A 24,416-nucleotide genomic window follows, 5' to 3' on the forward strand; every position below is an offset into this window, starting at 1 on the left:
CTTGGGACAAATCAGGCATTGAGCTGATTAGGGCAGGGCTCACCGCGATCCAGTTGGTTGACGTTCTGCAACGTGGTTTCCGAGATGCTGGTCAGCGCCTCTTCGGTCAGGAAGGCCTGATGACCGGTGAACAGCACGTTGTGGCAGGCGGACAGGCGACGGAAGATATCGTCCTGGATCACGTCATTGGATTTATCTTCGAAGAACAGGTCGCGTTCATTCTCATACACGTCCATCCCCAGGGCGCCGATTTTCTGTTGTTTCAGGGCATCAATCGCTGCCGATGAATCAATCAAACCGCCGCGGCTGGTGTTGATGATCATTACGCCGTCTTTCATCGCCGCAAAAGCGTCGGTGTTCAACAGGTGGTGGTTTTCCGGCGTCAGCGGGCAGTGCAGGGTAATAACGTCAGACTGCGCGTACAGCGTTTTCAGATCGACATATTCCGCGCCCAGCTCCAATGCTTGTTCGCTTGGGTACGGGTCATAGGCCAGAATCTTCATGCCGAAGCCTTTCAGGATGCGCATGGTGGCTACGCCGATCTTACCGGTGCCAATCACCCCGGCGGTGCGGTTATGCATATTGAAACCGATCAAACCCTCAAGCGAGAAATTGGCGTCGCGGGTGCGTTGATAGGCTCGGTGAATACGACGATTGAGGCACATCATCATGCCCACGGCGTGTTCAGCGACCGCTTCCGGCGAGTAGGCCGGTACGCGTACTACCTTGATGCCCAGTTCTTTAGCGGCGTCCAGATCGACATTATTGAAGCCGGCGCAGCGCAGCGCCAAAATTTCGACCCCCAACGCCGCCAGTTCTTCCAGCACTTCACGGCTGCCGTCGTCGTTGACGAAGATGCAGATGGCTTTGCAGCCGGCGGCGTTTTTGGCAGTTTTTTTACTGAGCAGGAAGTCGAAGAACTCCAGCTCGTAACCAAACTGCTGATTCACCAGTTCGAGATATTTACGGTCATACTGTTTGGTGCTGTATATCGCCAATTTCATCGTGGTTTCTCCCGCGTGATTTTGTGATCAATTTAACAGATTTTAGTAAATTCTACAATTGGTTAGCCCGTTTGGCTCGCGTTGAACGGCGGCAATTGGCGTTTATTGATTAAGGGTAGCTGGCAACGTTGAAACAGGCTGAATATTCGGCACGGAGTTGCTGAAAAGCGAAGCGCGAGAGATGAGAGATAGGTTGGGTTCCAGGCAAAAAAATCCCCACGGGGGTGTGGGGAATGGCTTCTCTAGTATAGTTAGCTAGCAGCTGACTTTTGTTAGAATGCTTGCAAGACTATTAATTATCAAAGGTAACGACAATAACAAAAGTCCGAAACAGTTCGCATTCATGTGATGAATATGTAACTAAAATTTACAGTATCCCTATCAACGGCTGCAAAAGCGCCGAAACGGGGCATCTTCGTCGGCGTTGGCTTCACCCTATGTCAAATTCATGCCATCATTATTGCCAATTCAGGCATAGACTTACTTAAAACGGCCTCTGGCCAGGGTAAGCAGCCTAACTCAGGAATGAAGCAATCATTTAATGACTAAGCGATTGAAAGTATTCATAGGGATTGTGGTCAGTACGGTGATCTTGCTGCTGGTGCTGTGGCAAACTCTGCCGCGCTGGTTGCCGCGTGTGCTCTCTCATTGGCTGCCACAGGGGAGTCAGTTGGTTTTGCAAGGCAAGCCACAATGGCGAGAAGGGGCGTTGCGCTTGGACGGCGCGCGTTTTCTGGCGCAGGATTGTTTGCTTGCCGACGTCGGGCCGACCCGATTGGCCTATCGGCAAGGGCGCTGGCAGTTGCTCAGCGACAAGCTGAATATCGATACCGCCTGCTTATCAAAATTGCCCGCCGGTGACGCCAACAGTGCGCCACTGGCGCTGGATCAATTACAAAAACAATTGCCGCTGCTGGACGTTAACATCCAAAATTTCTCGCTGGTGCCGTGGCAGTACTACGCCGGACAATTACAAATACATGCTTCCGCGGAAGGTCAGCGTTTGCAATATCAGGGGCCGAATATTCACCTCGAAGCCCAGTTGGATCCACAGCAGCAATTAACGCTGAACAGCCTGACGCTCACTGCGCCCAACAGCCCGCAGCCACTGCATCTGAGCGGCAAGATAGCCATTCCGCTCGATCTGGACAGCATCCCGGCACAAGGGGCGTTGCAGGGTGAAATACAGACCGGTTACCTGGAAAAACCCTTATTGTTGGATATGCGCTGGCAACAACAGCAAGGGGTGCTGACGCTGACGGAAAAAGGTGAAGACAAGCCGCTGGCGACGCTGCCCTGGGAAATCAACCCGCAGCAGGTCAGCATCAGCCAGGGCGAATGGCGTTGGCCCTATAGCCAGCAACCGCTCAACGGCGGGGTAAGCATTGCGCTCCACGACTGGAGCAAGGGCTTTGATGAGACGCAGATCAGCGCCCGGTTGAATGTCATCACCGACGGCCACAATGGTAAAGGTAATGCGGTACTGACGCTGGGGCCGGGTAAGGTCGGGCTGACCGACAGCGATCTGCGTTTCCAACTGACCGGCCAGGCCAATCTGGCTGATTTTTCTATGACCGCCTCCCTTCCCGGTATCGTCAGCGGCACCATTCTTAACCCGACGCTGGTTCTGCAGTCAGGTTCACTGCTGCGCCTGTGGGGCAATGTCTCACCGGAAATGAAGCTCGAAGAAGCGCGTTTGCCGTTGGCCGGGGTGAAGGTCACCGCCGCAGGCATTACCGGTCGGTTGCAGGCCATAATCAACGCCAGCGACAGCTACTGGGGCCGTTTTAAGCTGCATCTGGATGGCAAAGCGCAAGATTTTTGGCCGGATCACGGCAACTGGCAATGGCGCTACTGGGGCAAGGGGCAATTGCCGCCACTGCAGGCCGCCTGGGACGTAGCGGGCAGCGGCAGCTGGCAGGACAGCACGCTGATCCTCGATCGCCTCTCCACCGGGTTTGATCAATTAAAATACAGCATGGTGACGGTGGATGCGCCGCGTCTCAGCCTCAGCCAGCCGTTGCGTTGGCAACGGGACGAGAAAACCCCAGCGTTCAATGGCGAACTGCAACTGGTTTCGGGCAAGGTCAGCTTTACCAACGGTGGTTACCTGCCGGCACCGGTGTTGGCGCTTCAGATGAAGGGCACAACGCCGGATAATTTCCAGCTGCAGGGCAAGTTGCAGGCGGAACAGATAGGGCCGATAGCGTTACGTGGTCGTTGGGACGGCGAGCGCTTGCGCGGAGAGGGCTGGTGGCCGAAACAGTCGTTGAAAGTGTTCCAACCGCTGATCTCGCCGGATCTCAATATCAAACTGCGCGACGGTGAATTCTATGCGCAATCGGCGTTCTCTGCCGCCAGGGTGCAGGGCTTCGAGGCCGGTGGCCACTGGGTGGTGAAAAATGGCGGCATGTGGCTGAAAGACGGTGAGATGAGCGGCCTGGATTTTGTCATGTCTTACCGTCTGAAAAATCATGTGTGGCAGTTGGGCGCCAGGCAGCCAGTGACGCTGCGCATCAAGTCTTTCCGCAACCTGTTTGAAATGCAGAATATCACCGCCGATCTTCAGGGCGCCTATCCCTACAGCGAACCGGCGCCGTTGACGCTGAGCAACGTGGGTATGGACGCTTTGAACGGGCACATCAGCCTGTCCGCGCTGCGCATGCCGCAGCATGACGCCGCCGTATTGAAGCTGGATAAGGTGGATCTCAGCGCCTTGTTTACCGCGTTGAAACCAAAACAGTTTGCCATGTCAGGGCGGGTCGACGGCGAATTGCCGTTGTTCCTGAATCATCCTAAATGGCTGGTCCGCAACGGTTGGATTGCCAACGCCGGTATGTTGACACTGCGCCTGGACAAGGACATGGCCGATGCCATCGGCAGTAATAATATGGCGACCGGCGCCGCGATAGATTGGCTGCGCTATATGGAAATTAACCGCTCCAAGGCCAGAGTCGATCTCGACAACCTCGGTGAACTGACGCTGAAGGCGCGAATTGACGGGGTTAATCCGCAAAAAAGCGCTAAACGAGAGGTTATCCTGAACTATAGCCATCAGGAAAACGTGTTTCAGCTTTGGCGCAGCCTGCGCTTTGGCGACAATTTACAGGAGTGGCTGGAACAGGCCCTCACCAAACCTGGGGAACAACCATGAAAATCATCAGCGGGCCATTGCTGGCCGCCGTGCTCGGCACCTCAATGCTGAGCGGCTGCGTGCCACGCATCGAGGTCGCCACGCCTAAAGATCCGATCACCATCAATATGAACGTCAAGATCGAACATGAAATTCACATCAAAGTGGATAAAGACGTCGAGAATCTGCTGAAAGACAAAAGCGGTTTGTTCTAGGAGCCAACATGAAAAAACGTTATTTAGGCATGATTGGCGCCGCCTGGCTGTTCAGCAGCATGGCAATGGCGTTGACGCTGGATGAGGCCAAGCAACAGGGGCGCGTCGGTGAAACGCTCAACGGCTATATTGCGCCGGTGAAGCAGGACGCCGAAACGCTGTCGCTGGTGAGAAATATCAATGCCGGGCGCACCGAGAAATACCAACAGGTGGCGGATAGCAATCATATCGCCATCGACGATGTGGCTCGCATGGCCGGGCAAAAACTGGTCGCGCGTGCCCCTGCGGGGGAATACGTACGCGGCATCAATGGCCAATGGTTGAAGAAATAAAAAAAGCGCGCCCTGGGGCGCGCAATAGCGATATAACATTGGATTTTTATGAGGGTAGAGCGGGTTTGACAGGATTTGGCTTGTTCTGTTGAAGCATTGCAGGGGCATCACACCCCTGCACCGGCATCAGGCAGCAACAACCTGTGCCAGCGTGGCTTTGGCATCGGCCTGCGCTTTGGTGGCAACGTCAGGGCCGTAGGCGATACCTTCAGCGAACACAAATTCGACGTCAGTGATACCGATAAAGCCCAGGAACAGACGCAGGTAAGGTTCAACCAGGTCAGTCGGGGTGCCTTTATGGATGCCGCCGCGGCTGGTCAGAATGATGGCACGTTTACCTTTCACCAGGCCTTCCGGACCGTTTTCGGTGTAGCGGAAAGTGACGCCGGCACGGGCAATCAGGTCGAAATAGTTCTTCAACTGGGTCGGAATGTTGAAGTTGTACATCGGGGCCGCCATAACGATGGTGTCATTGGCTTGCAGTTCGGCGATCAGCTCGTCGGACAACGCCAGAGCTTCGGTTTGACGCGGGGTCAGCGGCGTGTCGGAAGGGCGCAGGGCGCCAACCAGTTCACCGTCCAACACCGGGATCGGCTGTGCAGCCAGGTCACGCACGGTGATGGTGTCGTTGCCATGAGCCTTTGCCCACTGCTCAACGAAGAAATCTGCCAGTTGGTTAGACTGCGAGTAGCCCGCCAGGATGCTTGATTTAAGAACCAATACTTTGCTCATCGGTAATTCCTTACGTTATGACAGTGACATCAGGACAACGCGTCCTTTGCATGCAGTACACTCTATTCACATTTTTTCAGCAGTGATAGCGCAATATTTCGAGACCTTTGTTCGATTTTATTGAATAAGCTGCCGCGACATAAGCGGCGGGATTATGGGGAAAAAGGGGCTTATGTTATTCTGCGCACTTAAAGCTGAAAACTCGCTAACCCATTACCAAACCGTTGCTAAAGCTTGATACAGCAGCGATGAAACAAGGAATACCGAACGTGAAATCTCCGCTCGCGGCATTGTCTGCCCAACTGGGCGAGCTGATGCTCCGTGACCAACAACGTCTGCAACGTCGGCTGCAGGGCGCACGAAAAATCAAAAATCCCGATGCTCAGCTGGCGGTCGCCGCCGAGCTGGAAAGTGACATAACTGCAGCGTTGCAAAAAGTGCAGTCGCGCGCCGCGTCCTGTCCGAAAGTCACCTATCCGGAAAACCTGCCGGTCAGTCAGAAAAAACAGGATATTTTGCAGGCCATTCGCGACCATCAGGTGGTGATTGTCGCCGGTGAAACCGGCTCGGGGAAAACCACCCAGTTGCCGAAGATCTGCCTGGAGCTGGGGCGTGGGGTAAAAGGGCTGATCGGCCATACCCAACCTCGACGCCTGGCGGCGCGTACCGTAGCCAACCGCATTGCCGACGAGCTGGAAACGCCGCTGGGCGGCAGCGTGGGTTATAAGGTGCGTTTTAACGATCAGGTCGGGGAAAATACCCTGGTCAAGCTGATGACTGACGGGATCCTGCTGGCGGAAATCCAGCAGGACCGGCTGCTGATGCAGTATGACACGCTGATTATCGATGAGGCGCACGAACGCAGCCTGAACATTGACTTTATCCTGGGTTACCTGCGAGAACTGCTGCCAAAGCGTCCGGATCTCAAAGTCATCATCACCTCGGCGACTATCGATCCGCAGCGTTTTTCGCGCCATTTCAATAACGCGCCGATTATCGAAGTCTCCGGCCGTACTTATCCGGTCGAGGTGCGTTATCGCCCGGTAGTGGACGACGCCGACGACACCGACCGCGATCAGCTGCAGGCGATTTTCGATGCGGTGGATGAGCTGGGACGCGAAGGCCCGGGGGATATTCTGATCTTTATGAGCGGTGAGCGCGAAATTCGCGACACCGCCGACGCGCTGAACCGCCTTAATTTGCCGCATACCGAGGTCCTGCCGCTGTATGCCCGGTTGTCGAACAGCGAACAGAACCGGGTGTTCCAGTCGCATCACGGGCGGCGCATCGTGCTGGCGACCAACGTGGCGGAAACCTCACTGACCGTACCCGGCATCAAGTACGTGATTGATCCCGGTACCGCGCGTATCAGCCGTTACAGTTTCCGTACCAAGGTGCAACGCCTGCCGATCGAGCCGGTGTCACAGGCCTCCGCCAACCAGCGTAAGGGCCGCTGCGGGCGCGTCTCCGACGGTATTTGCATTCGTCTGTATTCGGAACAGGACTTCCTGTCGCGTCCGGAGTTTACCGATCCGGAGATCCTGCGCACCAACCTGGCGTCGGTTATTTTGCAGATGACTTCGCTCGGGTTAGGGGATATCGCCGCTTTCCCGTTCGTAGAGGCGCCGGACAAGCGCAATATTCTTGATGGCGTGCGCCTGCTCGAAGAGCTGGGCGCGATTAAAACGGCGGAAAATGGCCACTACCAGCTCACGCCTCAGGGGCGTCAATTGGCGCAGTTGCCGATCGACCCACGGTTAGCGCGCATGGTGTTGGAAGCGCAGAAAAGCGGCAGCGTGCGTGAAGTGATGATCATCACCGCTGCGCTGTCGATACAGGATCCGCGCGAACGGCCAATGGACAAGCAGCAGGCATCGGACGAGAAACACCGTCGCTTTGCCGACAAAGATTCGGATTTCCTGGCTTACGTCAACCTGTGGGACTGGCTGAAAGAGCAGCAGAAAGAGCACTCCTCCAGTCAGTTCCGTCGGCTGTGCCGCAATGATTTCCTTAACTATTTGCGGGTGCGTGAATGGCAGGATATTTACACCCAGCTGCGTCAGGTGGTGAAAGAGCTGGGGCTGCCGGTCAACAGCGAGCCTTCCGATTACCGCAGCGTACACACCGCGCTATTGACCGGTTTGCTGTCGCACATCGGCCAGAAAGATGCAGATAAGCAAGAGTACACGGGCGCCCGCAACGCAAGATTCTCTATTTTCCCAGGTTCAGGTCTGTTCAAGAAGCCGCCGAAATGGACCATGGTGGCCGAACTGGTGGAAACCAGCCGCCTGTGGGGACGTATTGCCGCACGTATCGAACCGGAGTGGATTGAGCCGTTAGCCCAGCACCTGGTGAAGCACAGCTACGGCGAACCCCATTGGTCCAAATCCCAGGGGGCGGTGATGGCCACCGAAAAAGTGACGCTGTTCGGGTTGCCCATCGTCGCTGCGCGACAGGTTAATTACAGCACTATCGACCCGCTGCTGTGCCGGGAACTGTTTATCCGCCATGCGCTGGTGGAAGGCGACTGGCAGACGCGACATGCGTTCTTCAGTGCCAATCTGAAGCTGCGTGCGGAAGTGGAAGAACTCGAGCATAAGTCGCGCCGCCGTGACATTTTGGTCGATGACGAAACCCTGTTCAGTTTCTACGATCAGCGCATCCCGAGCGAGGTCATCTCCGGGCGTCATTTTGACAACTGGTGGAAAAACGCCGCTAAACAGAACGCGGACCTGCTCAGCTTTGAAAAAGAGATGCTGATCAAGGACGGTGCCAACAAGGTCAGCGCGCTGGACTATCCGAATACCTGGCATCAGGGCAACCTCAAGCTGCGCCTGACCTACCAGTTTGAGCCAGGTACCGACGCCGACGGCGTGACGGTGCATATTCCTCTGCCGATCCTTAATCAGGTTGAGGATCGGGGTTTTGAGTGGCAGATCCCGGGTATTCGCCGTGAGTTGGTGATCGCCCTGATCAAGTCGCTGCCCAAACCGGTTCGTCGCAACTTTGTTCCGGCACCGAACTATGCCGAGGCTTTTCTGGGGCGGGTCACCGCGCTGGAATTGCCGCTGCTGGATGCGCTGGAGCGCGAGCTGCGTCGTATGACTGGCGTGACGGTGTCACGAGATGACTGGCAGTGGGAACAGGTGCCCGATCACCTTAAAATGACTTTCCGGGTGGTGGGGGAAAAACACAAAACCCTACTCGAGGGAAAAAACCTGACCGCGCTGAAGCTGCAACTGAAAGACAAGGTGCAGGAAACCCTGTCCGCGGTGGCGGACGACGGGCTGGAGCAAAGCAATTTGCATATCTGGAGCTTCGGCAAACTGCCGGAGTTTTATGAGCAGAGACGCGGTGGCTATTCGATGAAGGCATATCCGGCGCTGGTGGATGAAAAAGACAGCGTGGCGATCCGTTTGTTCGACAGCGAGCAGGAACAGCAACAGGCGATGTGGCAGGGAACGCGCCGCTTGCTGTTGCTGAACATTCCATCACCCATCAAGTATCTGCATGAAAAACTGCCTAACAAAGCCAAGCTGGGGTTGTACTTTAACCCTTATGGCAGAGTGCTGGACTTGATCGATGACTGCATCTCGTGCGGTATCGATAAGCTGATTGCCGAGTACGGCGGACCGGTGTGGCAGGAAGAGGATTTTGCCCGCCTGCAGGAAAGGGTGCGCGCCGAGCTAAACGAAACGGTGGTAGGCGTAGCCAAACAGGTCGAACAGATCCTGACGGCGGTGTTCAACATCAATAAACGGCTGAAAGGCCGGGTGGACATCTCCCTGGCGCTGGCGCTGTCGGATATCAAAACCCAGCTCGGCGGCCTGGTTTATCGCGGTTTTGTCACCAACAACGGCTGGAAGCGCCTGTCGGATACGTTGCGCTATCTGCAGGCGATTGAGCGCCGTCTGGAGAAGCTGGCGACCGACCCGCATCGTGACCGTGCGCAGATGCTGCGGGTGGAGCAGGTGCAACAGGCCTGGCAACAGTGGCTGAACAAACTGCCGCCGAAGCGACAGCAGGATGAAGAGGTGAAAGAGGTGCGTTGGATGATCGAAGAACTGCGCGTCAGCCTGTTCGCTCAACAACTTGGCACGCCTTACCCGATCTCGGACAAGCGCATCTTGCAGACTATCGAGCAGCTTTCGGGCTAGGCAACGCGAACAGGCCGCCTGCGCAGACCAGACACAACAGGCTGCACGCCAGCAGCGTTGCGGGCAGATTTTGCCCGACGGCGGCCACAGAAAGCCCGGCGCCAATCAGCAGGTAGTAGAGCAGGCCAAAAATCGCGCCGGCGGTGCCCAGTCGCTGCCGGTAGCGGTTCAGGGCCTGACTCAATACGTTGGGGATCGCCAGGCCGAAGGCCAGGGTGATCAGCATACAGGGCAGCAACATCATTATGCTGTGCTGCCAGTAACCTAATGCCAGCGCCGAACCGCACGCCAGTAGGCTACCCAGCAGGATTTGACGCTCTGCGCCGATATTCCTGGCCAACAGGTGGCGATTCACTAACGCGCCAAGCAGGCTGCCCAGCGCCAGGGCAACGCCAGAGTAGCCAAACTGTCGGCTGCTCAGTCCCAGCCGTTCGAACATGAACGGCGCCAGGCTGAAGTAGCTGAACACCATGATATTAAAACCTGCCACCAATAAGGCGCTACACCAGATATGCCGGTCGCGCAGGATAATCCAGCCACTGCTTGCCATAGAAGCTGGTATTGCGCAGCCCGGCGGCTGCGTTTCCGGCAGAGCGTACCAGCACCAAACCAGCAGGGCCAATGCCAGCATCCCCTGGCCAATGAATATCGCCATACTGCCGCCCCAACTGACTAATATTCCCCCCGCCAACATCCCCAGCACCGGACTGATCGACAGGGCAATGCCGAGGGTGGCGAACACTTTCCCCAGAGCATGCCCTTGATACACGTCACGCAGCATGGTTTGCGTGACGATAGAGCCGACCGCCGCACCGAAGGCGATGGTGGCGCGAGCGGCCAACAGCAGCGTGAAATGCGAGCTCAGTAACGCCACAGCCGCGCCGCCCAGATAGAGTACCAGCCCTGCCAACATAGTCACTCTGCGACCAAGCCGATCGCACATTCCCCCCCAGAAAGCGACGCCGAAGGCAAAAGCGAAGAAATAGATCGACAGCGTCTGGCTGGCCTGGGCGGCATTGACGTTGAAATCGGCGCGGATCGCGGTGAGCGCTGGGCTATAGAGGGTTTCTAGCACCTGCGGCGCCATTATGCTGGCGACCATCAATGGCAGAGGAAGGCGCGACATGGGAATTGACCTTTAACAATGAATAATCGCGCCAGTATAGGGAAAGCCAAAATGTTCAATTACAATCATCAGGACAAAAAATAACGAGAAAAGGACAACTCATGGCCTTGATAGCCCAACGGGATGTGTTCGAACCGGATAGCTGGCCTGCACCGGTGCTGGGGATTGCCGCCGAGCTGGCCAATCATGACTCTAAAGAGCACTGTCATCGGCGTGCTCAGTTGCTCTATTCGTCCCGTGGATGCATGACGGTGACGCTCAGCGATCGTTGGCTGATTTTACCGCCCACGCGCTGTTTGTGGATCCCTGGCGGGATCAGGCATCGGGTGCAGTTGCACGGCCAGGTGGCCTATCGCTCAATCTATCTGGAGCCTGAATTGGCCCCTGCCAGGCTGCAAGAGTGCGCGGTATTGGCAGTCAATCCCTTGCTGGCAGCGGTAATTGAACGTGTCGCTTATTGGCCGTTTAATCAGGCTATCGAGTGTCGGGCGGCGCGCGATTTGGTTCCGGTGCTGCTCAACGAACTGTATGCGGCACGGCTAGAGAGTACCGGACTGCTACTGCCCAGGGATGTTCGTTTGGCTCGCTGGCTGGAGAACCTTGACAGGAGGGACGAACTGCCGGGGTTGAGCGTACTGGCACAGGAATTGAATTTGCACGCCAAAACGCTGACGCGCATTTTTCAGCGCGAGAGCGGGTTGAGCTATCAGCAGTGGAGCCAACAATGGCGGCTGATGCGGGCGATTGAACTGCTGGCGGAAATGCCCAGGGTCAGCACCGTGGCACAGCGTTTGGGTTTTTCCAGCGACAGCGCTTTTATCGCGTTCTTCCGACAGTTCACCGGCACCACGCCCAAGGGTTTTATGGCAGGAAACGTCGTAAGCGAAACCGGCGCAGCAGCCCACGCCGGCTCATAACCGTTTATTTCCCGGCGGCCAGTGCGTCCAGCGCATCGCGGATACCGGTCACCGCCAATGCGCGGTTATCGGCGCGGTAACGATCTTTGGCTGCCGGTGCGGAGCTTTGAATGGCGATGAGCTTCCAGCCGGCGGCGGTTTTCAGCAATAACGGCGAGCCGCTGTCACCGGGCAGGGTATCGCATTGATGCGACAGCACGCCTTGTTGCGCCCAACCCGTCACTTTACAGTTTTGGTGGCTGTAGAGATCGTCGAGGTGATCTCCCGGATACCCGGCCTGGGTAATCAGCCGTTTGGCCTGTTTCAGCGCCTGAGTCAGAGCCTTGCTGTCGCCTTGCCACAGCGGCAGCGGCTTAATCGGCAGAGGCTTTTTATCTTTCAGGCGGATCAGGGCAAAGTCATACGCCGCGGCTGCGGGCGGTACGATCCAGCCGTCGCCGTCGGCCTTGAGCTTTTTGCCCAGCTTGCGGTCAACCAGCGTCTCGATATTATCGGTCTGGTATTGCCAACTTTTGTTGCCGGCCACAAAACGCAGTGCGATCGCCTTGTCCAATTGGCCCGGTGGTGCCAACACGCAGTGACCGGCGGTGAGAGCCAGATGAGGAGAGATCAGCGTGGCGGTGCACAAATTACCGCTGGCGGTTTCTACCTGGCCAATCGCCTGCCACGGCCAGCCGTCGGTTTCGGTGACCTTGATACGTTCATCTTTGCCAAAAAACAGGCGTGTTTGCTCAGCGAGCGAGGCATCGGAAGGGCTGTCGGCCCTTGCAGAGAGGGAGAGTGCGAGCGGGAATGAGCACAGCAACAGCAAAAGGGTTATGCGCATAGGTTTCTTGCCTGGAAATGACGGGTCATCCATAAACACACTGAATGGTAACTATAGACTGATTTAGTCGCAGTGTGGATGGGCAGTGATTGATTTTTCAATAATTTCTTATCCCGAGGGGCTGAGCGGCTACAGATAAAAAAAGGCGGCAATGAGCCCGCAAAGGATCAGGCTGGCCAAAATGATTTCAAATAGGTAGCGACGCAGCATGATGAGAACCCCCGATGAAAAAACACCCGGCGAACCGGGTGTTGGACAACTCAAGCCTGGACTGGTGAGGGGAGCCTCACTTCAGATTGCGGTTATGCCGCTGGCGTGCTGGTGGCTTTTTTATGGCTGGCTTTTTTGTGGTGTTTCTTGGCGGCCTGGGCCTTCTGGGCCGGGGCTTTTTTGCCGGTGGCTTTGTGGTGCTTTTTCGCCGCCTGCGCTTTTTGTACTGGCGCTTTCTTCGCGTGGTGTTTTTTCACGTGAGTGGTTTTAGCCGGTGCTGCGGTGGTAGTGGTGGCCGTCGCCGCAGGAGCTGCCGTTGTGGTGGCAGCGTCAGCAGCGAAGGCAACAGAAGACAGACCCATTGCAGCGGCAACAACCAGAGCTAATACTTTTTTCATTGTAGATTCCTCAAATGACTCATCATGTATCGAGCCCACTGCGGGGCCGGTGTAAAGATAGTAGGCAAACGCCAGAATGCTTTCCGTGAGTGATTGGTTTCGGCGTGTAACCTAATGTACGAACCCACAGAAAAGGGAGATGAAAGCGCCGGCGAGCGATAATCGTGGTTAGAGCGGATGCCCAATAGGCACTGAATTTTGCCATTTTAGTTACAACATACATATGGAGAGTTACCGACCCACTCTCTGCGGCCAAGGCGTCGTAGGAAGGGGAAGTGCGCTATGGAATCATGCTGGCAAAGCAGGGGAAAATGCCCAGGCACGGGACATCGTGCCTGGGGAAAGGATTACAGGTAGCGGTTTTCCAAATGCTTGCGGAAATACGCCGGGTTAAGCGTTTCGCCGGTCGCGTTAGCGATCAGCGTATCGGTAGGGAAGCGGCTGCCGTGACGCCAGATATTCTGCTTCAGCCAGTGGAACAGCGGATTCAGGTTACCTTCGGCAATGTCGCTGCTCAACGATGGCATTGCTTCACGTGCGCTGTGGAACAGCTGCGCGGCATACATGGCGCCCAAAGTGTAAGTCGGGAAGTAACCGAAGGCACCGTCAGTCCAGTGAATATCCTGCATGCAGCCATTACGGTAGTTGCCGACGGTATCCAGGCCGAGGTAACCCTTCATTTTCTCATTCCACAGGGCCGGAATGTCTTCCACCTCGATCTCGCCTTCGACCAGGGCTTTCTCGATCTCATAACGCAGGATCACGTGCGCCGGGTAGCTCACTTCGTCAGCATCTACGCGGATCAGACCGGGTTTTACACGCTGATTCAGACGGATAAAGTTAGCTTCTTCCAGCGCTGGCTGCTCGCCGAATTGGTGAGTCACCAACGGGCGCAGGATCTTCAGGAAGTCGCTGCCGCGCGCCAACTGCATTTCAAACAGCAGGCTTTGAGATTCGTGGATGGCCGTTGAGCGCGCCTGAGCTACAGGTTGGCCCAGCCAGTCACGCGGCAGGTTTTGCTCGTAGCGGGCATGACCGGTCTCATGCACGATACCGAGCAGAGCGGTCAGGAATTCCTTGTCGTTATAACGCGTGGTGATACGGACATCTTCAGGCACGCCACCGCAGAACGGGTGCGCGCTGACATCCACGCGTCCGCCATCGAAATTAAAACCGAGCAGTTTCATTACGCTCAAACTCAGTTGACGCTGGGTCTCCACATTGAACGGCCCCTGTGGGATCAGGCAAGGTTCCTGAGCCTGTTTGGTCACCACTTTCTGTAGCAGGTCAGGCAACCAGGTTTTCAGATCGCCAAAAATACGGTCGATATCGCTGCTGCGCATGCCTGGCTCATACAGATTCAGCAGAGCATCGTAGCGGCTGGTGCCTGCCGCTTCGGCACGGATCTGCGCTTCCTGTCGGCTGAGTTTGACCACTTCACGCAGGTTCTCCGCGAAACCTTCCCAGTCGTTGGCAGGACGCTGAGCGCGCCAGGCATGTTCACAACGCGCACCGGCCAGCGACTTGGCTTCGACCAGCGACTCCGGCACCAGCACTGCATTGTCATATTGGCGGCGCATTTCCAGCAGGTTGGCGCGATCCATGTCATCCAGGGTTTCCTGCTGTGCACGTTCAAACAGACGGCCGGTTTTTTCTGCCGTCAAAATTTGGTGTTGCAGTACGCTCAGTTCAGCCAGCGCTTCCGAACGTGCCTTGCTGCCGCCCGGCGGCATCATGGTTTGCATGTCCCAGCCGGCAATGGCGGAAAGGTGACCGAAGCGCGACAGGCGGGTGAACAGGGCGCGCAACTCGTCGTATGAGGATGGGGTATGTGCAGATGTCATCGTTTAGCTCCATATTATTGTCATCCGGCTTACTCTTACGCGTGTTTATGCCGCGCGTAAACTGGGTTACACCGGGTCTGCTTTTAAATCGAAAGTGGGCTTTACTGGCCAGCAAAAACGGAAGCTGGCACCGCCGAGCGAACTGGCGTCTACGTAAACCTGGCCCTGGTAGGCTACGGCAATGGAATGCACAATGGCCAGGCCCAGGCCGCAACCGCCGGTGGCGCGATCGCGGCTCGGATCGAGGCGGACAAAGGGTTCGAATACCCGTTCACGCTCTTCCGGAGGAATGCCCGGGCCATCGTCTTCTACCTGTAAGCAGGCCTGGTCGCCGTCAAACCACAGGCCGATACGCAGGCGCTGTTCTGAGTAACGCAATGCGTTGTTTACCAGGTTATCCAGCACCCGTTCCATCAGCCGCAAGTCGACGCCGCCAAAATCGCCGACGTGGGGGATATCCAGTTGAATTTCTCTTTCCGGGTGGATCAGGCGCAGGTCATCCGCCTTGTCTTCCAGCCATTTGGGCAAGTCGAGCGGCTCTATATTGAGCGCCACCTGGGGACGATCCAACCGTGCGTAGGTAAGCAGTTCATCGATAAGCGACTCCAGCTGGCCGATGTCACGATTCAATGCCTGCTGCTCGCTGTCGGACAGATTATCGCTCATCGCCAGCCGATAACGCAGCCGTACCAGCGGCGTGCGCAGCTCGTGGGCGATGCCGTCGATGAGCTGCTTCTTGCTGGCGATCAGCGTATTGACGTTATCCGCCATCTGGTTAAAGGCTACCCCTAGCCGGTTCAGGCTGGAGGTGGGATCGAAATGAGTACGTTCATCCAGGTGCCCGGCACCCAGGCGCTGTGCCGCATTCTCCAGCTTCAGTAAATCCTGCCAGTGCGGACGCATCCACAAAAACACCGGCAGCGCCAGCGACATGCCGATAAACACCAGCAGCGCCAAATCCAGCAGCCGCATTTGATGCAGATAGAATAGGTAAGGGATCGGCCCCACCACCAAAACATAGTGGCTGCGGGGAATGCGCTGCATAAAGGTGTATTGATCGTCGAGCGCGATAATTTCGCCAAGGCGCAGGCGCTTTTTCAGGTCTTCACTCAGATCCTGTTTGCCGAGCGGTTCAATGTGCAGCTTAAACGACAGGTTCAAATCCAGCGTGGCGATGGTCTTGTTCCAGTCTTTCAGCGGAATTTCCCGCAGTTCGCTGCGCATCAGGTACAGCGAGCTTTTCATCAGGTCGTCCATCGACTGACGACCGGCACGCTCAGCGGTGACTTTGTACACCAGGCCAACCAGCATCGCCATCACCAGGAAGCAAACGAAAAGCAGCAGGAAGAACTGCACAAAGAGCTTTCTCATTGCTGCACGAACTCCCAGGCGTTCGGGGCGAACAGGTAACCTTTATTGCGCACGGTTTTGACGCGAAAAGGTTCCAGTGCGTTGTCGTACAGCTTGCGGCGCAGGCGTGAAATCGCGACGTCGATACTGCGATCAAGGCCGTCATAACTCACGCCGCGCAGGTTTTGCAGCAGGGCTTCGCGATCCATGATTTGACCGGCATGGGTGGCCAGTTCCCACAGCAGATCGAAATCCGAGGTGGAAAGGGTGATGATCTCTTCGCCCAGCGTGACCTGGCGGTTAACCGGGTCGATGCACAACAGGCCAAAATGCAAGGCGTTGTGCTGGGTGATCGGCTGGGTTGATTCTTCCTTTGGCTGATGGCCGTGCTGACGCAGATGCAGGCGCAGTCGCGCCAACAATACCGCCGGCGGCGTGGTCTTCAGGATGTAATCGTTGGCGCCCATTTCCAGCGAAAGGATATGGTTCATGTCGCTGTCCAGCGAGGTCAGCAGCACGATCGGGCCAGGGAAGGTCGGACGCAGATCGCGGCATAACGTCATACCGTCCTTGCCGGGCAACATAATGTCGAGCAGCACCAAATCAGGTTGCTCCAGCTCGATGCGAGCCTGTGCGCTGTCGCCACGCGGCTCGATCAGCACTTCAATATCGTGCTTGCCCAGATAGGCGGCAATCAGTTTGCCGACTTCCGGATCGTCTTCAACAAAAACAATTTTATGCATATTCAGCGGTTTTATCAGAATAACGAAATTCAGCATAGCGCGGGGCTCCGCGATACGCCATGCAGATCATGCGTTAGCGCAGCGGCCTTCCGCCATCTACGCCATGGGTGCGGCCGGTGACGTAGCGGCTCTCCAGCAAGTAGTTCACCAGATTGACCACTTCACTCTCGCCGGGGGCGATTTTCATCAGCGATTTTGCCAGTGCCTGCTGACGATAATGCTCGTCGTCGCCCGGGTTGAAAATGATCAGCGCCGGCGCGATGGCGTTGACCTTGACCTCCGGGGCCAACTTGCGGGCAAAGGAGCGGGTCATATTGTCCAGGGCAGCTTTACTGGCGGCATAGGCAATGTGTTTGTCGCTGCCTTTCTCCACCACATAATCAGTCAGGTGAATGATATCGGCACCGGCCTGGCCCTGGCCCAGCAGGCAGGGCTCCAGCAGTTGGTTCAGCAGGTAGGGTGTATAAACGTGAATTTGCAGCATCGCCGCCATCACCTGCTCCGGCGGCACCTCTGGGGACTCCGCCTGCCAGGCGCTGGCGTTGTGGATCACCGCGCGCAGTTTCGGGGCTGTTTGCCTTACCTGTTCGGCGAAACGGTAAATGCCGTCATTGGTTGCAAAATCCCCCTGTATGCAGGTGGCCCCCAGTTTTTTCAGTTCGCTCAGCGCCGGATAGCTGCTGCGATAGGCAATGATCACCGGGATATCGCGTTGCAAGAATGACCTGGCCAGGGCCAGACCAATCCGACGTGCGCCACCGGTGATCAGGACCGGTGCAGAGTTGTGAGGTTCCATTGATTAAAGCTCCTGGACAGACTGGCAAACAATAGGGGAATTATGCCATTATACGGCGGAAATTCGTTAAAGCTTCGCATCGATTATCCATTTCAGGATGTCATACACCGGCAATGAGAGGAAGGGATGAACAGTAGTCACCTTGCACCCGTCGCCCGCAGTGAGAAAATCTGTTTCGATTACATGGATTTTCTGTCCGCATCGTGCAAGAAGCACTGGCGCTTTGTTGATGCAATCTATGGCGTGATGCCATTTTTTGGCATGGTATTGAAATCGCAGGCTTCCGCTTCACAAACGCGGAAAGAGCAGTTGAAGGCGCTGGCGCTGCAGGTGGTTTCCACCCAGGTCAGCGACGAAACCAACATCGTGCGCCTGATCGATCTGGCGCAGCAGCAGGGGCTGGCGGTGTTCGACATCAAGCTGCCGTACGCGCTGGATGCGCAACAGTTGGCGGCCATCCAGCAAGAGTGCGTCGAGGGAGTGATTATCTCTCAGGTGGGGGAACGCATGAGCATCAGCCTGGGCCTGTCCCAAACTAACTGACCGGGTGTTGCCACCCGGCCGTTTTTCACTACTGCAGCATAAACCAGCCGGCCGGCACTGTGGCCACCAGCAACAGAAAAATACTGCCTTTCTCCAGCTGATTCAGCAATTTGACATCACCATGTCCGCGCCTTGCATAGATAAACACCAACAGCCCAGGCGCATACAGCAGCACCGACATCAGCAGATGCATCAAGCCTGACGCATAGAGCAGCCAAATGCCATACAGGCAGGCGCCCGTTGCGGCAAACATCAGCCGCTTGTCCTGACGACGGATCGCTACCTTAAACAGGAAGGCGCCGACCAGGAAATAGGGCACCAGGATCATTTCCGAAGCGATAGTCAGCAACGAGTTGTAGTTGCTACCGGTTAGCCAGATCAGCACCAGCGCGAACTGTACCGCGAGGTTGGTCAGCCACAGCGAAGCCGATGGCGCGTGGTTCTTGTTCTGTTTGCAGAATATTTTAGGAAAAGCGCCGTGTTGCGCCGCCAGCAGCGGCACCTCGGCAGCCATGATCGTCCAGCTCAGGTAAGCGCCGCATACCGAGACGATCAGGCCGGCGGCGATAATCACATTACCCCATGGGCCAATGAGATCGACCATCAGCACCGCCATTGATGGATTGCGCATCTCGGCCAATTCGCTGCGCGGTACTACCCCCAATGAGAGCAGCGTTACCAGCAGATAGACTGCCAATGCAGATACCACGGCCAGCATGGTGGCGCGCCCAACGTCTTTTTTATGGCGTGCCCGCGCCGAAACCACCACTGCGCCTTCTACCCCGATGAACACCCACAGGGTGATCAGCATGGTATTTTTAACCTGCTCCCACACCGGTTGGCCAAGCGCGACGCCGTGGAAGTCCAGCGTGAAGACGTCCATCTTGAATGCAACCGCCGCCAATACGGCAAACATCCCCAGCGGCAACAGCTTGGCCAGAGTGGCGACCAAATTGATGCTGGCCGCGGTTTGCACGCCGCGTAGCACCAGCGCATGCACAATCCACAGCAGCAGCGACTCAGCCAGCAGCGCCTGCCAGGTATTGCCGTCACCTAAAATCACCTCGCCGCCGCGGTCGGTGAACAGGCTCAGTGCGGCAAATACGATCACCAGGTAAGAAACATTGGCGATAACGGCGCACAGCCAATACCCCCAGGCGGAGCAGAAACCCACCAGTTCGCCGAAGCCTTCTTTCGCATAGGTGAAAATACCGCCGTCCAGATCGGGCCGCAGGCGGGTGAGCAGCAGCATGGCAAAAGCCAGAAACAGGATGCCGACACCGGTAATCGCCCACCCCAGCAGCAGGGCGGCCGGGCTGGCGACCTGCGCCATGTTTTGCGGCAGGCTGAAAACCCCAGCGCCCAGCATTGAGCTGAGCACCAATGCGGTTAACGCGGTAAGACCTAGTTTCTTTTCCAATGACGGATCCTGAACGCAGAATAAACAACTGGGAGGGAACTGCCAGACAGTAACAACGTAATGATAATTACTGAACAAATAGACAATAGCCCTAAAAATTCGCGCAAATTCTACGGATGGATCTCTGCGGATGCAATGATTGAATATGCGATTTTTGCAAAAAATTATTCAACTGGCAGGCGGCAGCGAGGCAAAAAAAACGGGCAGCTCAATGGCTGCCCGATGGTAAACCGCAAAGTGAAACTTATTTGAACAGGTCAGCGCTGACGGTCAGGTTGCCGCCGCTCTTGTTCTGCCACTGGCGGGTCACGTGGTAGTATTTGGCGCCTTTCTCAGCCGCGCGTTTCGCCACTTCGGTAGAAACGTCGGTCATGCTGTTGAAGTGGCCGGTAAAGGTCACTGAGTCAAACGGCACCATCTGCGCGGCGGTCACGTTGTTCACTTCCTGAATCTTGGTGCCGTTAGGCAACGTGACAGTATAACGTTTACCGGTAGAAGACTGGGTTTCGAAGAAACGGCCCACTTCACGGCTTGGCGAACCAGAAGAGGCTACACCCGGAATTTCCACGTTGGCGGCGGCAGCGCCACCGGCAGCCAAGGCGGCCTTGCCGGCTTCAGAGTCGGCCGGGATGGCATCCGGGCTCTGAACGGCACGCTTAGGCGCATCGGCTTTGTAGATATAGGCGGTAATGAACTGGTTGCCGCCCTGGTTGGCATCAACCTGACGCACAATAAAGAAGGAGGCTGCGCCTTTCTTTTTCGCTTCTTTGGCGATGGCGTCGTTGATGTCAGGTTGGCTGCGGTAGAAGCCGCTGACGCTTACCGTATCGTAAGGCTCCAGCAGGAAGGCTTGTTCTTTCGGCAGCTCGGTAACGCCGTTAATCACGCGGTATTTCGGTTCTTTGCTCACTTCCGGCGCATCTTTGTGGTAAAGATCGGCGGTGACGCGCCAGTTGCCGCCGTTGTTGCTGTTGTTGCTGTCCTGGATGTAGAAGGCGTCTGCACCCAGTTTGTCTGCACGGCGGGAAATGGCATCAGCAGCTTCATTGATGGCATTAAAGCGGCCGGTAATCGTGATGCGATCAAACGGCTTCAACGCCGCTGCTTTTTCAGGAGTTAACTCTTGCGCCGCATGAGCGGACAGCGCAGTGAGTGATAACAAGGCTGACGCGATGATCGTGTTCTTCAGCTTCATAAAAAATCCTTTCGCCTAGCGCATTAACGTTTATAACGTGCTGAACTGTTTAGGTGTAATTCAGCCGCCGATTATTACATGTAATCTCGAGCAGTGTCTCAGCATTTTATGTCATCTCATGAGACAAATTCCCTGAAGAATGATGTCCGTCATTCTGCGCAGTATCGCCATAAGTTTCAATAATAAAGCCTTTGATGTCATAAGTGTTAATTATTCACAATTTTATAACTTTTATGCGCAACAGCCGCGTCGTGCCAGATATCCGCGCACCGGATGCTATTGCAATCTGGCCGCTAAAGCGGCATTCCAACAGGCTTTTTAACTTTAAATTGCGATTTGTCATGTCGTTAGCCGGGTTTTTATGTAAAAACAGACCTGAATGCGTAAGCAATTATGGATCATCGATCATATTTTCAGTAGGTTATAGAGGGTGCCTTAATTCGATGCCGACAAGCGTAAGCAAAGGCCTGTCAGCCGGCGCCATCGCTATGGGCAGGACGATAATAAACATCATCAAAGACAGGTGAGAAGGGAACATTATGCGTATTGGTGTACCAAGAGAACGGTTGGCCAATGAAGCCCGGGTCGCAGCAACGCCGAAAACGGTGGAACAATTGCTGAAGCTGGGCTTTACCGTCGCGATTGAAAGCGGGGCGGGCAAACTGGCAAGTTTTGACGATGGCGCGTATCAAGCCGCTGGGGCTGAGATCGCCGACACTGCCGATGTCTGGCAGTCGGATCTGATTTTGAAGGTTAACGCGCCGCTTGAGGACGAGATCGCGTTAATGCGTGAGGGCAGCACCCTGGTCAGCTTTATCTGGCCGGCGCAAAACCCCGAACTGATTGCGAAGCTGGCCGAACGCAACGTCACCGCAATGGCAATGGACTCGGTGCCGCGCATCTCACGCGCACAGTCTATGGACGCACTGAGTTCTATGGCGAATATCGCCGGCTACCGGGCAATTGTTGAAGCCGCGCATGAGTTTGGCCGCTTCTTTACCGGCCAGATCACCGCCGCCGGCAAGGTTCCACCGGCCAAGGTGATGATCATCGGTGCCGGCGTCGCGGGTTTGGCGGCCATCGGTGCCGCCGGCAGCCTGGGGGCCATTGTTCGCGCCTTCGACACTCGCCCTGAAGTCAAAGAGCAGGTGCAGAGCATGGGGGCGGAATTCCTCGAGTTGGATTTCGAGGAAGAAGCGGGCAGCGGCGATGGCTATGCCAAAGTGATGTCCGAAGCCTTTATCAAAGCAGAGATGGCGCTGTTCGCCGCACAGGCGGCAGAGGTTGACATTATCGTCACCACGGCGCTGATCCCGGGCAAGCCGGCACCGAAGCTTATCACCAAAGAAATGGTGGCTTCGATGAAACCGGGCAGCGTGATCGTCGATCTGGCCGCACAAAACGGGGGTAACTGCGAACTGACCGTGGCCGACCGCGTGACCGTTACCGATAACGGCGTGAAAATCATTGGCTATACCGATTTGCCAAGCCGTTTGCCGACCCAATCCTCGCAGCTTTACGGTACCAACCTGGTTAACCTGCTGAAGCTGCTGTCGAAAGAGAAAAATGGCGAAATTGACGTCGACTTCGAAGATACCGTGATCCGCGGCGTGACCGTGGTGCGCAGTGGCGAAGTCACCTGGCCGGCACCGCCAATCCAGGTTTCTGCCCAGCCAAAACAGGCGCAGGCGGCGGCCCCGGTCGCCAAGCCGGAGGCAAAACCGGTATCACCTTGGCTGAAATATGGCCTGATGGCATTGGCGATTATTCTGTTTGGCTGGTTGGCCAACGCCGCGCCGAAAGAGTTCCTGTCTCACTTTACCGTGTTTGCGCTGGCCTGCGTGGTGGGTTACTACGTGGTGTGGAACGTCAGCCATGCATTGCATACCCCGTTGATGTCGGTCACCAATGCGATCTCAGGGATTATCGTGGTCGGTGCGTTATTGCAGATTGGCCACGGCGGTTGGGTGAGTTTCCTCTCCTTTATCGCCGTGCTGATCGCCAGCATCAACATTTTTGGTGGATTCACCGTCACTCAGCGCATGCTGAAGATGTTCCGCAAGAACTAAGGGGTAGCACATGTCTGGAGGATTAGTTACAGCTGCATACATTGTTGCCGCTATTTTATTTATCTGCAGCCTGGCGGGGTTATCGCGCCATGAAACGTCCAAGCGGGGCAACCTGTTTGGTATCGCAGGGATGGCGATTGCGCTGATCGCCACCATTCTGGGGCCGGATTCCGGCAACGTAGGCTGGATCATCATCGCGATGATTATCGGTGGTTCCATTGGTGTCTATCTGGCGAAAAAGGTCGAAATGACCGAAATGCCAGAGCTGGTGGCGGTACTGCACAGCTTTGTCGGCCTGGCGGCGGTACTGGTGGGCTTGAACAGCTATCTGGATCACGGCGCGCCGATGGAACCGGTGATGGAAAACATCCATCTGACCGAAGTGTTCCTCGGTATCTTTATCGGTGCGGTGACCTTCACAGGTTCGATTGTCGCCTTCGGTAAACTGCGTGGCATCATTTCATCCAAACCTTTGGCCTTACCTAACCGCCACAAAATGAACCTGGCGGCGCTGGTCATCTCCTTCCTGTTGCTGGTGGTGTTTGTGCGTGCCGACAGCGTGGGTTGGCAGGCCGTGGCGTTGGTGCTGATGACCGCTATCGCCCTGGCGTTTGGCTGGCATCTGGTGGCTTCCATCGGAGGCGCAGATATGCCGGTGGTGGTGTCGATGCTCAACTCCTATTCGGGCTGGGCAGCGGCAGCGGCGGGCTTCATGCTGAGCAACGATCTGCTGATCGTGACCGGGGCACTGGTGGGTTCTTCGGGGGCCATCCTGTCTTACATCATGTGTAAGGCGATGAACCGTTCGTTTATCAGCGTGATTGCCGGCGGTTTCGGTACCGACGGTTCTTCGACCGGTAATGCGGAAGAAATGGGTGAGTATCGTGAAACGACCGCGGAAGAGGTTGCCGAACAGTTGAAAAACTCCACTTCGGTCATCATCACCCCAGGCTATGGCATGGCGGTCGCCCAGGCGCAGTATCCGGTGGCGGAAATCACCGAGAAACTGCGTGCGCGCGGCATCAAAGTACGTTTCGGTATTCACCCGGTTGCCGGGCGGCTGCCGGGCCACATGAACGTACTGCTGGCGGAAGCCAAGGTGCCTTACGACGTGGTGTTGGAAATGGATGAAATCAACGAAGATTTCCCGGATACCGATACCGTGCTGGTGATTGGCGCTAACGATACGGTGAACCCGGCCGCGCTGGAAGATCCGCGCAGCCCGATCGCCGGCATGCCGGTACTGGAAGTGTGGAAGGCGCAGAATGTCATTGCCTTCAAACGTTCTATGAACACCGGTTACGCCGGCGTGCAGAATCCGCTGTTCTTTAAAGAGAACACCCAGATGCTGTTTGGCGATGCCAAAGAGAGTGTGGAAGCGATCCTGCGAGCGCTGCAGGCGTAAC

General features: G+C 56.2%; 19 protein-coding genes. 8 read left to right on the forward strand and 11 right to left on the reverse strand.

Going from position 1 to position 24,416, the window contains the following annotated elements; genetic code table 11:
* Positions 1 to 11: 11 nt before the first annotated feature.
* The gene (locus H5P17_RS11780; RefSeq protein ID WP_044551502.1) at positions 12 to 1,004 is read right to left on the reverse strand and encodes a 2-hydroxyacid dehydrogenase; all 993 of its coding nucleotides are present in this window, start codon (positions 1,002 to 1,004) and stop codon (positions 12 to 14) included.
* A gap of 541 nt (positions 1,005 to 1,545) precedes the next feature.
* On the opposite strand from H5P17_RS11780, the gene H5P17_RS11785 reads away from it, so the two are divergent.
* From H5P17_RS11785 to H5P17_RS11795, 3 genes are read left to right on the forward strand one after another with little or no spacing between them, the layout of a single operon-like run.
* Positions 1,546 to 4,158, forward strand: a complete 2,613-nt coding sequence (locus H5P17_RS11785) for a YdbH family protein (protein ID WP_182823056.1) — start codon at positions 1,546 to 1,548, stop codon at positions 4,156 to 4,158.
* The gene (locus H5P17_RS11790; protein ID WP_020827070.1) at positions 4,155 to 4,352 is read left to right on the forward strand and encodes a YnbE family lipoprotein; all 198 of its coding nucleotides are present in this window, start codon (positions 4,155 to 4,157) and stop codon (positions 4,350 to 4,352) included. Before H5P17_RS11785 ends, H5P17_RS11790 begins: the two co-directional genes overlap by 4 nt.
* Before the next feature lie 8 nt (positions 4,353 to 4,360).
* Positions 4,361 to 4,684 carry a YdbL family protein gene (locus tag H5P17_RS11795; protein ID WP_044551500.1) on the forward strand — a complete coding sequence of 108 codons (324 nt, stop codon included), beginning with the start codon at positions 4,361 to 4,363 and terminating at the stop codon, positions 4,682 to 4,684.
* Between the two features lie 126 nt (positions 4,685 to 4,810).
* On the opposite strand, the gene azoR is transcribed toward H5P17_RS11795, so the two are convergent.
* Positions 4,811 to 5,416 carry an FMN-dependent NADH-azoreductase gene (azoR, locus tag H5P17_RS11800; RefSeq protein ID WP_020827068.1) on the reverse strand — a complete coding sequence of 202 codons (606 nt, stop codon included), beginning with the start codon at positions 5,414 to 5,416 and terminating at the stop codon, positions 4,811 to 4,813.
* A gap of 269 nt (positions 5,417 to 5,685) precedes the next feature.
* Between azoR and hrpA the strand changes: the two genes are divergently transcribed.
* A complete protein-coding gene (gene hrpA, locus H5P17_RS11805) occupies positions 5,686 to 9,573 on the forward strand; it encodes an ATP-dependent RNA helicase HrpA (RefSeq protein WP_182823058.1) in 3,888 nt (1,295 codons plus the stop codon).
* On the opposite strand, the gene H5P17_RS11810 is transcribed toward hrpA, so the two are convergent.
* Complete coding sequence (locus H5P17_RS11810; protein WP_182823060.1) at positions 9,551 to 10,699, reverse strand: MFS transporter; 1,149 nt, start codon at positions 10,697 to 10,699, stop codon at positions 9,551 to 9,553. The genes hrpA and H5P17_RS11810 overlap by 23 nt on opposite strands.
* A 101-nt stretch (positions 10,700 to 10,800) precedes the next feature.
* Between H5P17_RS11810 and H5P17_RS11815 the strand changes: the two genes are divergently transcribed.
* Complete coding sequence (locus H5P17_RS11815) at positions 10,801 to 11,616, forward strand: helix-turn-helix transcriptional regulator (protein WP_182823062.1); 816 nt, start codon at positions 10,801 to 10,803, stop codon at positions 11,614 to 11,616.
* A gap of 4 nt (positions 11,617 to 11,620) precedes the next feature.
* On the opposite strand, the gene H5P17_RS11820 is transcribed toward H5P17_RS11815, so the two are convergent.
* The 6 genes from H5P17_RS11820 to folM all read right to left on the reverse strand — a co-directional run bounded on the left by H5P17_RS11820 (position 11,621) and on the right by folM (position 17,783).
* Positions 11,621 to 12,442 carry a serine protease gene (locus H5P17_RS11820; protein ID WP_044551494.1) on the reverse strand — a complete coding sequence of 274 codons (822 nt, stop codon included), beginning with the start codon at positions 12,440 to 12,442 and terminating at the stop codon, positions 11,621 to 11,623.
* A gap of 302 nt (positions 12,443 to 12,744) precedes the next feature.
* Positions 12,745 to 13,050 (reverse strand): acid resistance repetitive basic protein Asr, encoded by a 306-nt coding sequence (gene asr, locus H5P17_RS11825; RefSeq protein WP_044551492.1) that lies wholly within the window; start codon positions 13,048 to 13,050, stop codon positions 12,745 to 12,747.
* Between the two features lie 347 nt (positions 13,051 to 13,397).
* Positions 13,398 to 14,894 (reverse strand): carboxypeptidase M32, encoded by a 1,497-nt coding sequence (locus tag H5P17_RS11830; protein ID WP_182823064.1) that lies wholly within the window; start codon positions 14,892 to 14,894, stop codon positions 13,398 to 13,400.
* 66 nt (positions 14,895 to 14,960) lie between these two features.
* Positions 14,961 to 16,265, reverse strand: coding sequence for a two-component system sensor histidine kinase RstB (gene rstB / locus H5P17_RS11835; protein WP_182823066.1), 1,305 nt, complete (start codon positions 16,263 to 16,265; stop codon positions 14,961 to 14,963).
* A complete protein-coding gene (rstA, locus tag H5P17_RS11840) occupies positions 16,262 to 16,987 on the reverse strand; it encodes a two-component system response regulator RstA (protein WP_044552954.1) in 726 nt (241 codons plus the stop codon). The genes rstB and rstA overlap by 4 nt, the downstream gene beginning before the upstream one ends.
* Before the next feature lie 73 nt (positions 16,988 to 17,060).
* The gene (gene folM / locus H5P17_RS11845; RefSeq protein ID WP_044551485.1) at positions 17,061 to 17,783 is read right to left on the reverse strand and encodes a dihydromonapterin reductase; all 723 of its coding nucleotides are present in this window, start codon (positions 17,781 to 17,783) and stop codon (positions 17,061 to 17,063) included.
* 126 nt (positions 17,784 to 17,909) lie between these two features.
* Between folM and H5P17_RS11850 the strand changes: the two genes are divergently transcribed.
* Positions 17,910 to 18,326 carry a hypothetical protein gene (locus tag H5P17_RS11850; protein WP_044551483.1) on the forward strand — a complete coding sequence of 139 codons (417 nt, stop codon included), beginning with the start codon at positions 17,910 to 17,912 and terminating at the stop codon, positions 18,324 to 18,326.
* A gap of 28 nt (positions 18,327 to 18,354) precedes the next feature.
* On the opposite strand, the gene H5P17_RS11855 is transcribed toward H5P17_RS11850, so the two are convergent.
* On the reverse strand, positions 18,355 to 19,746 hold the full coding sequence (locus H5P17_RS11855) for an amino acid permease (protein WP_182823068.1): 1,392 nt from the start codon (positions 19,744 to 19,746) through the stop codon (positions 18,355 to 18,357).
* A 244-nt stretch (positions 19,747 to 19,990) separates the two neighbouring features.
* Positions 19,991 to 20,941 carry a DUF1471 family protein YdgH gene (gene ydgH, locus H5P17_RS11860; protein ID WP_182823070.1) on the reverse strand — a complete coding sequence of 317 codons (951 nt, stop codon included), beginning with the start codon at positions 20,939 to 20,941 and terminating at the stop codon, positions 19,991 to 19,993.
* A gap of 539 nt (positions 20,942 to 21,480) precedes the next feature.
* Between ydgH and pntA the strand changes: the two genes are divergently transcribed.
* Both pntA and pntB read left to right on the forward strand, forming a co-directional pair.
* Positions 21,481 to 23,010: a Re/Si-specific NAD(P)(+) transhydrogenase subunit alpha gene (gene pntA, locus H5P17_RS11865; RefSeq protein WP_182823072.1), complete on the forward strand. Its 1,530-nt coding sequence runs from the start codon at positions 21,481 to 21,483 to the stop codon at positions 23,008 to 23,010.
* Positions 23,011 to 23,020: 10 nt separating this feature from the next.
* Entirely contained in the window at positions 23,021 to 24,415 is a 1,395-nt protein-coding gene (pntB, locus tag H5P17_RS11870; protein ID WP_182823074.1) for a Re/Si-specific NAD(P)(+) transhydrogenase subunit beta, read from the forward strand.
* Position 24,416 lies beyond the last annotated feature (1 nt).

It is taken from the genome of Serratia sp. OS31, assembly GCF_014164835.1.
Lineage (GTDB): Bacteria > Pseudomonadota > Gammaproteobacteria > Enterobacterales > Enterobacteriaceae > Serratia > Serratia liquefaciens_A.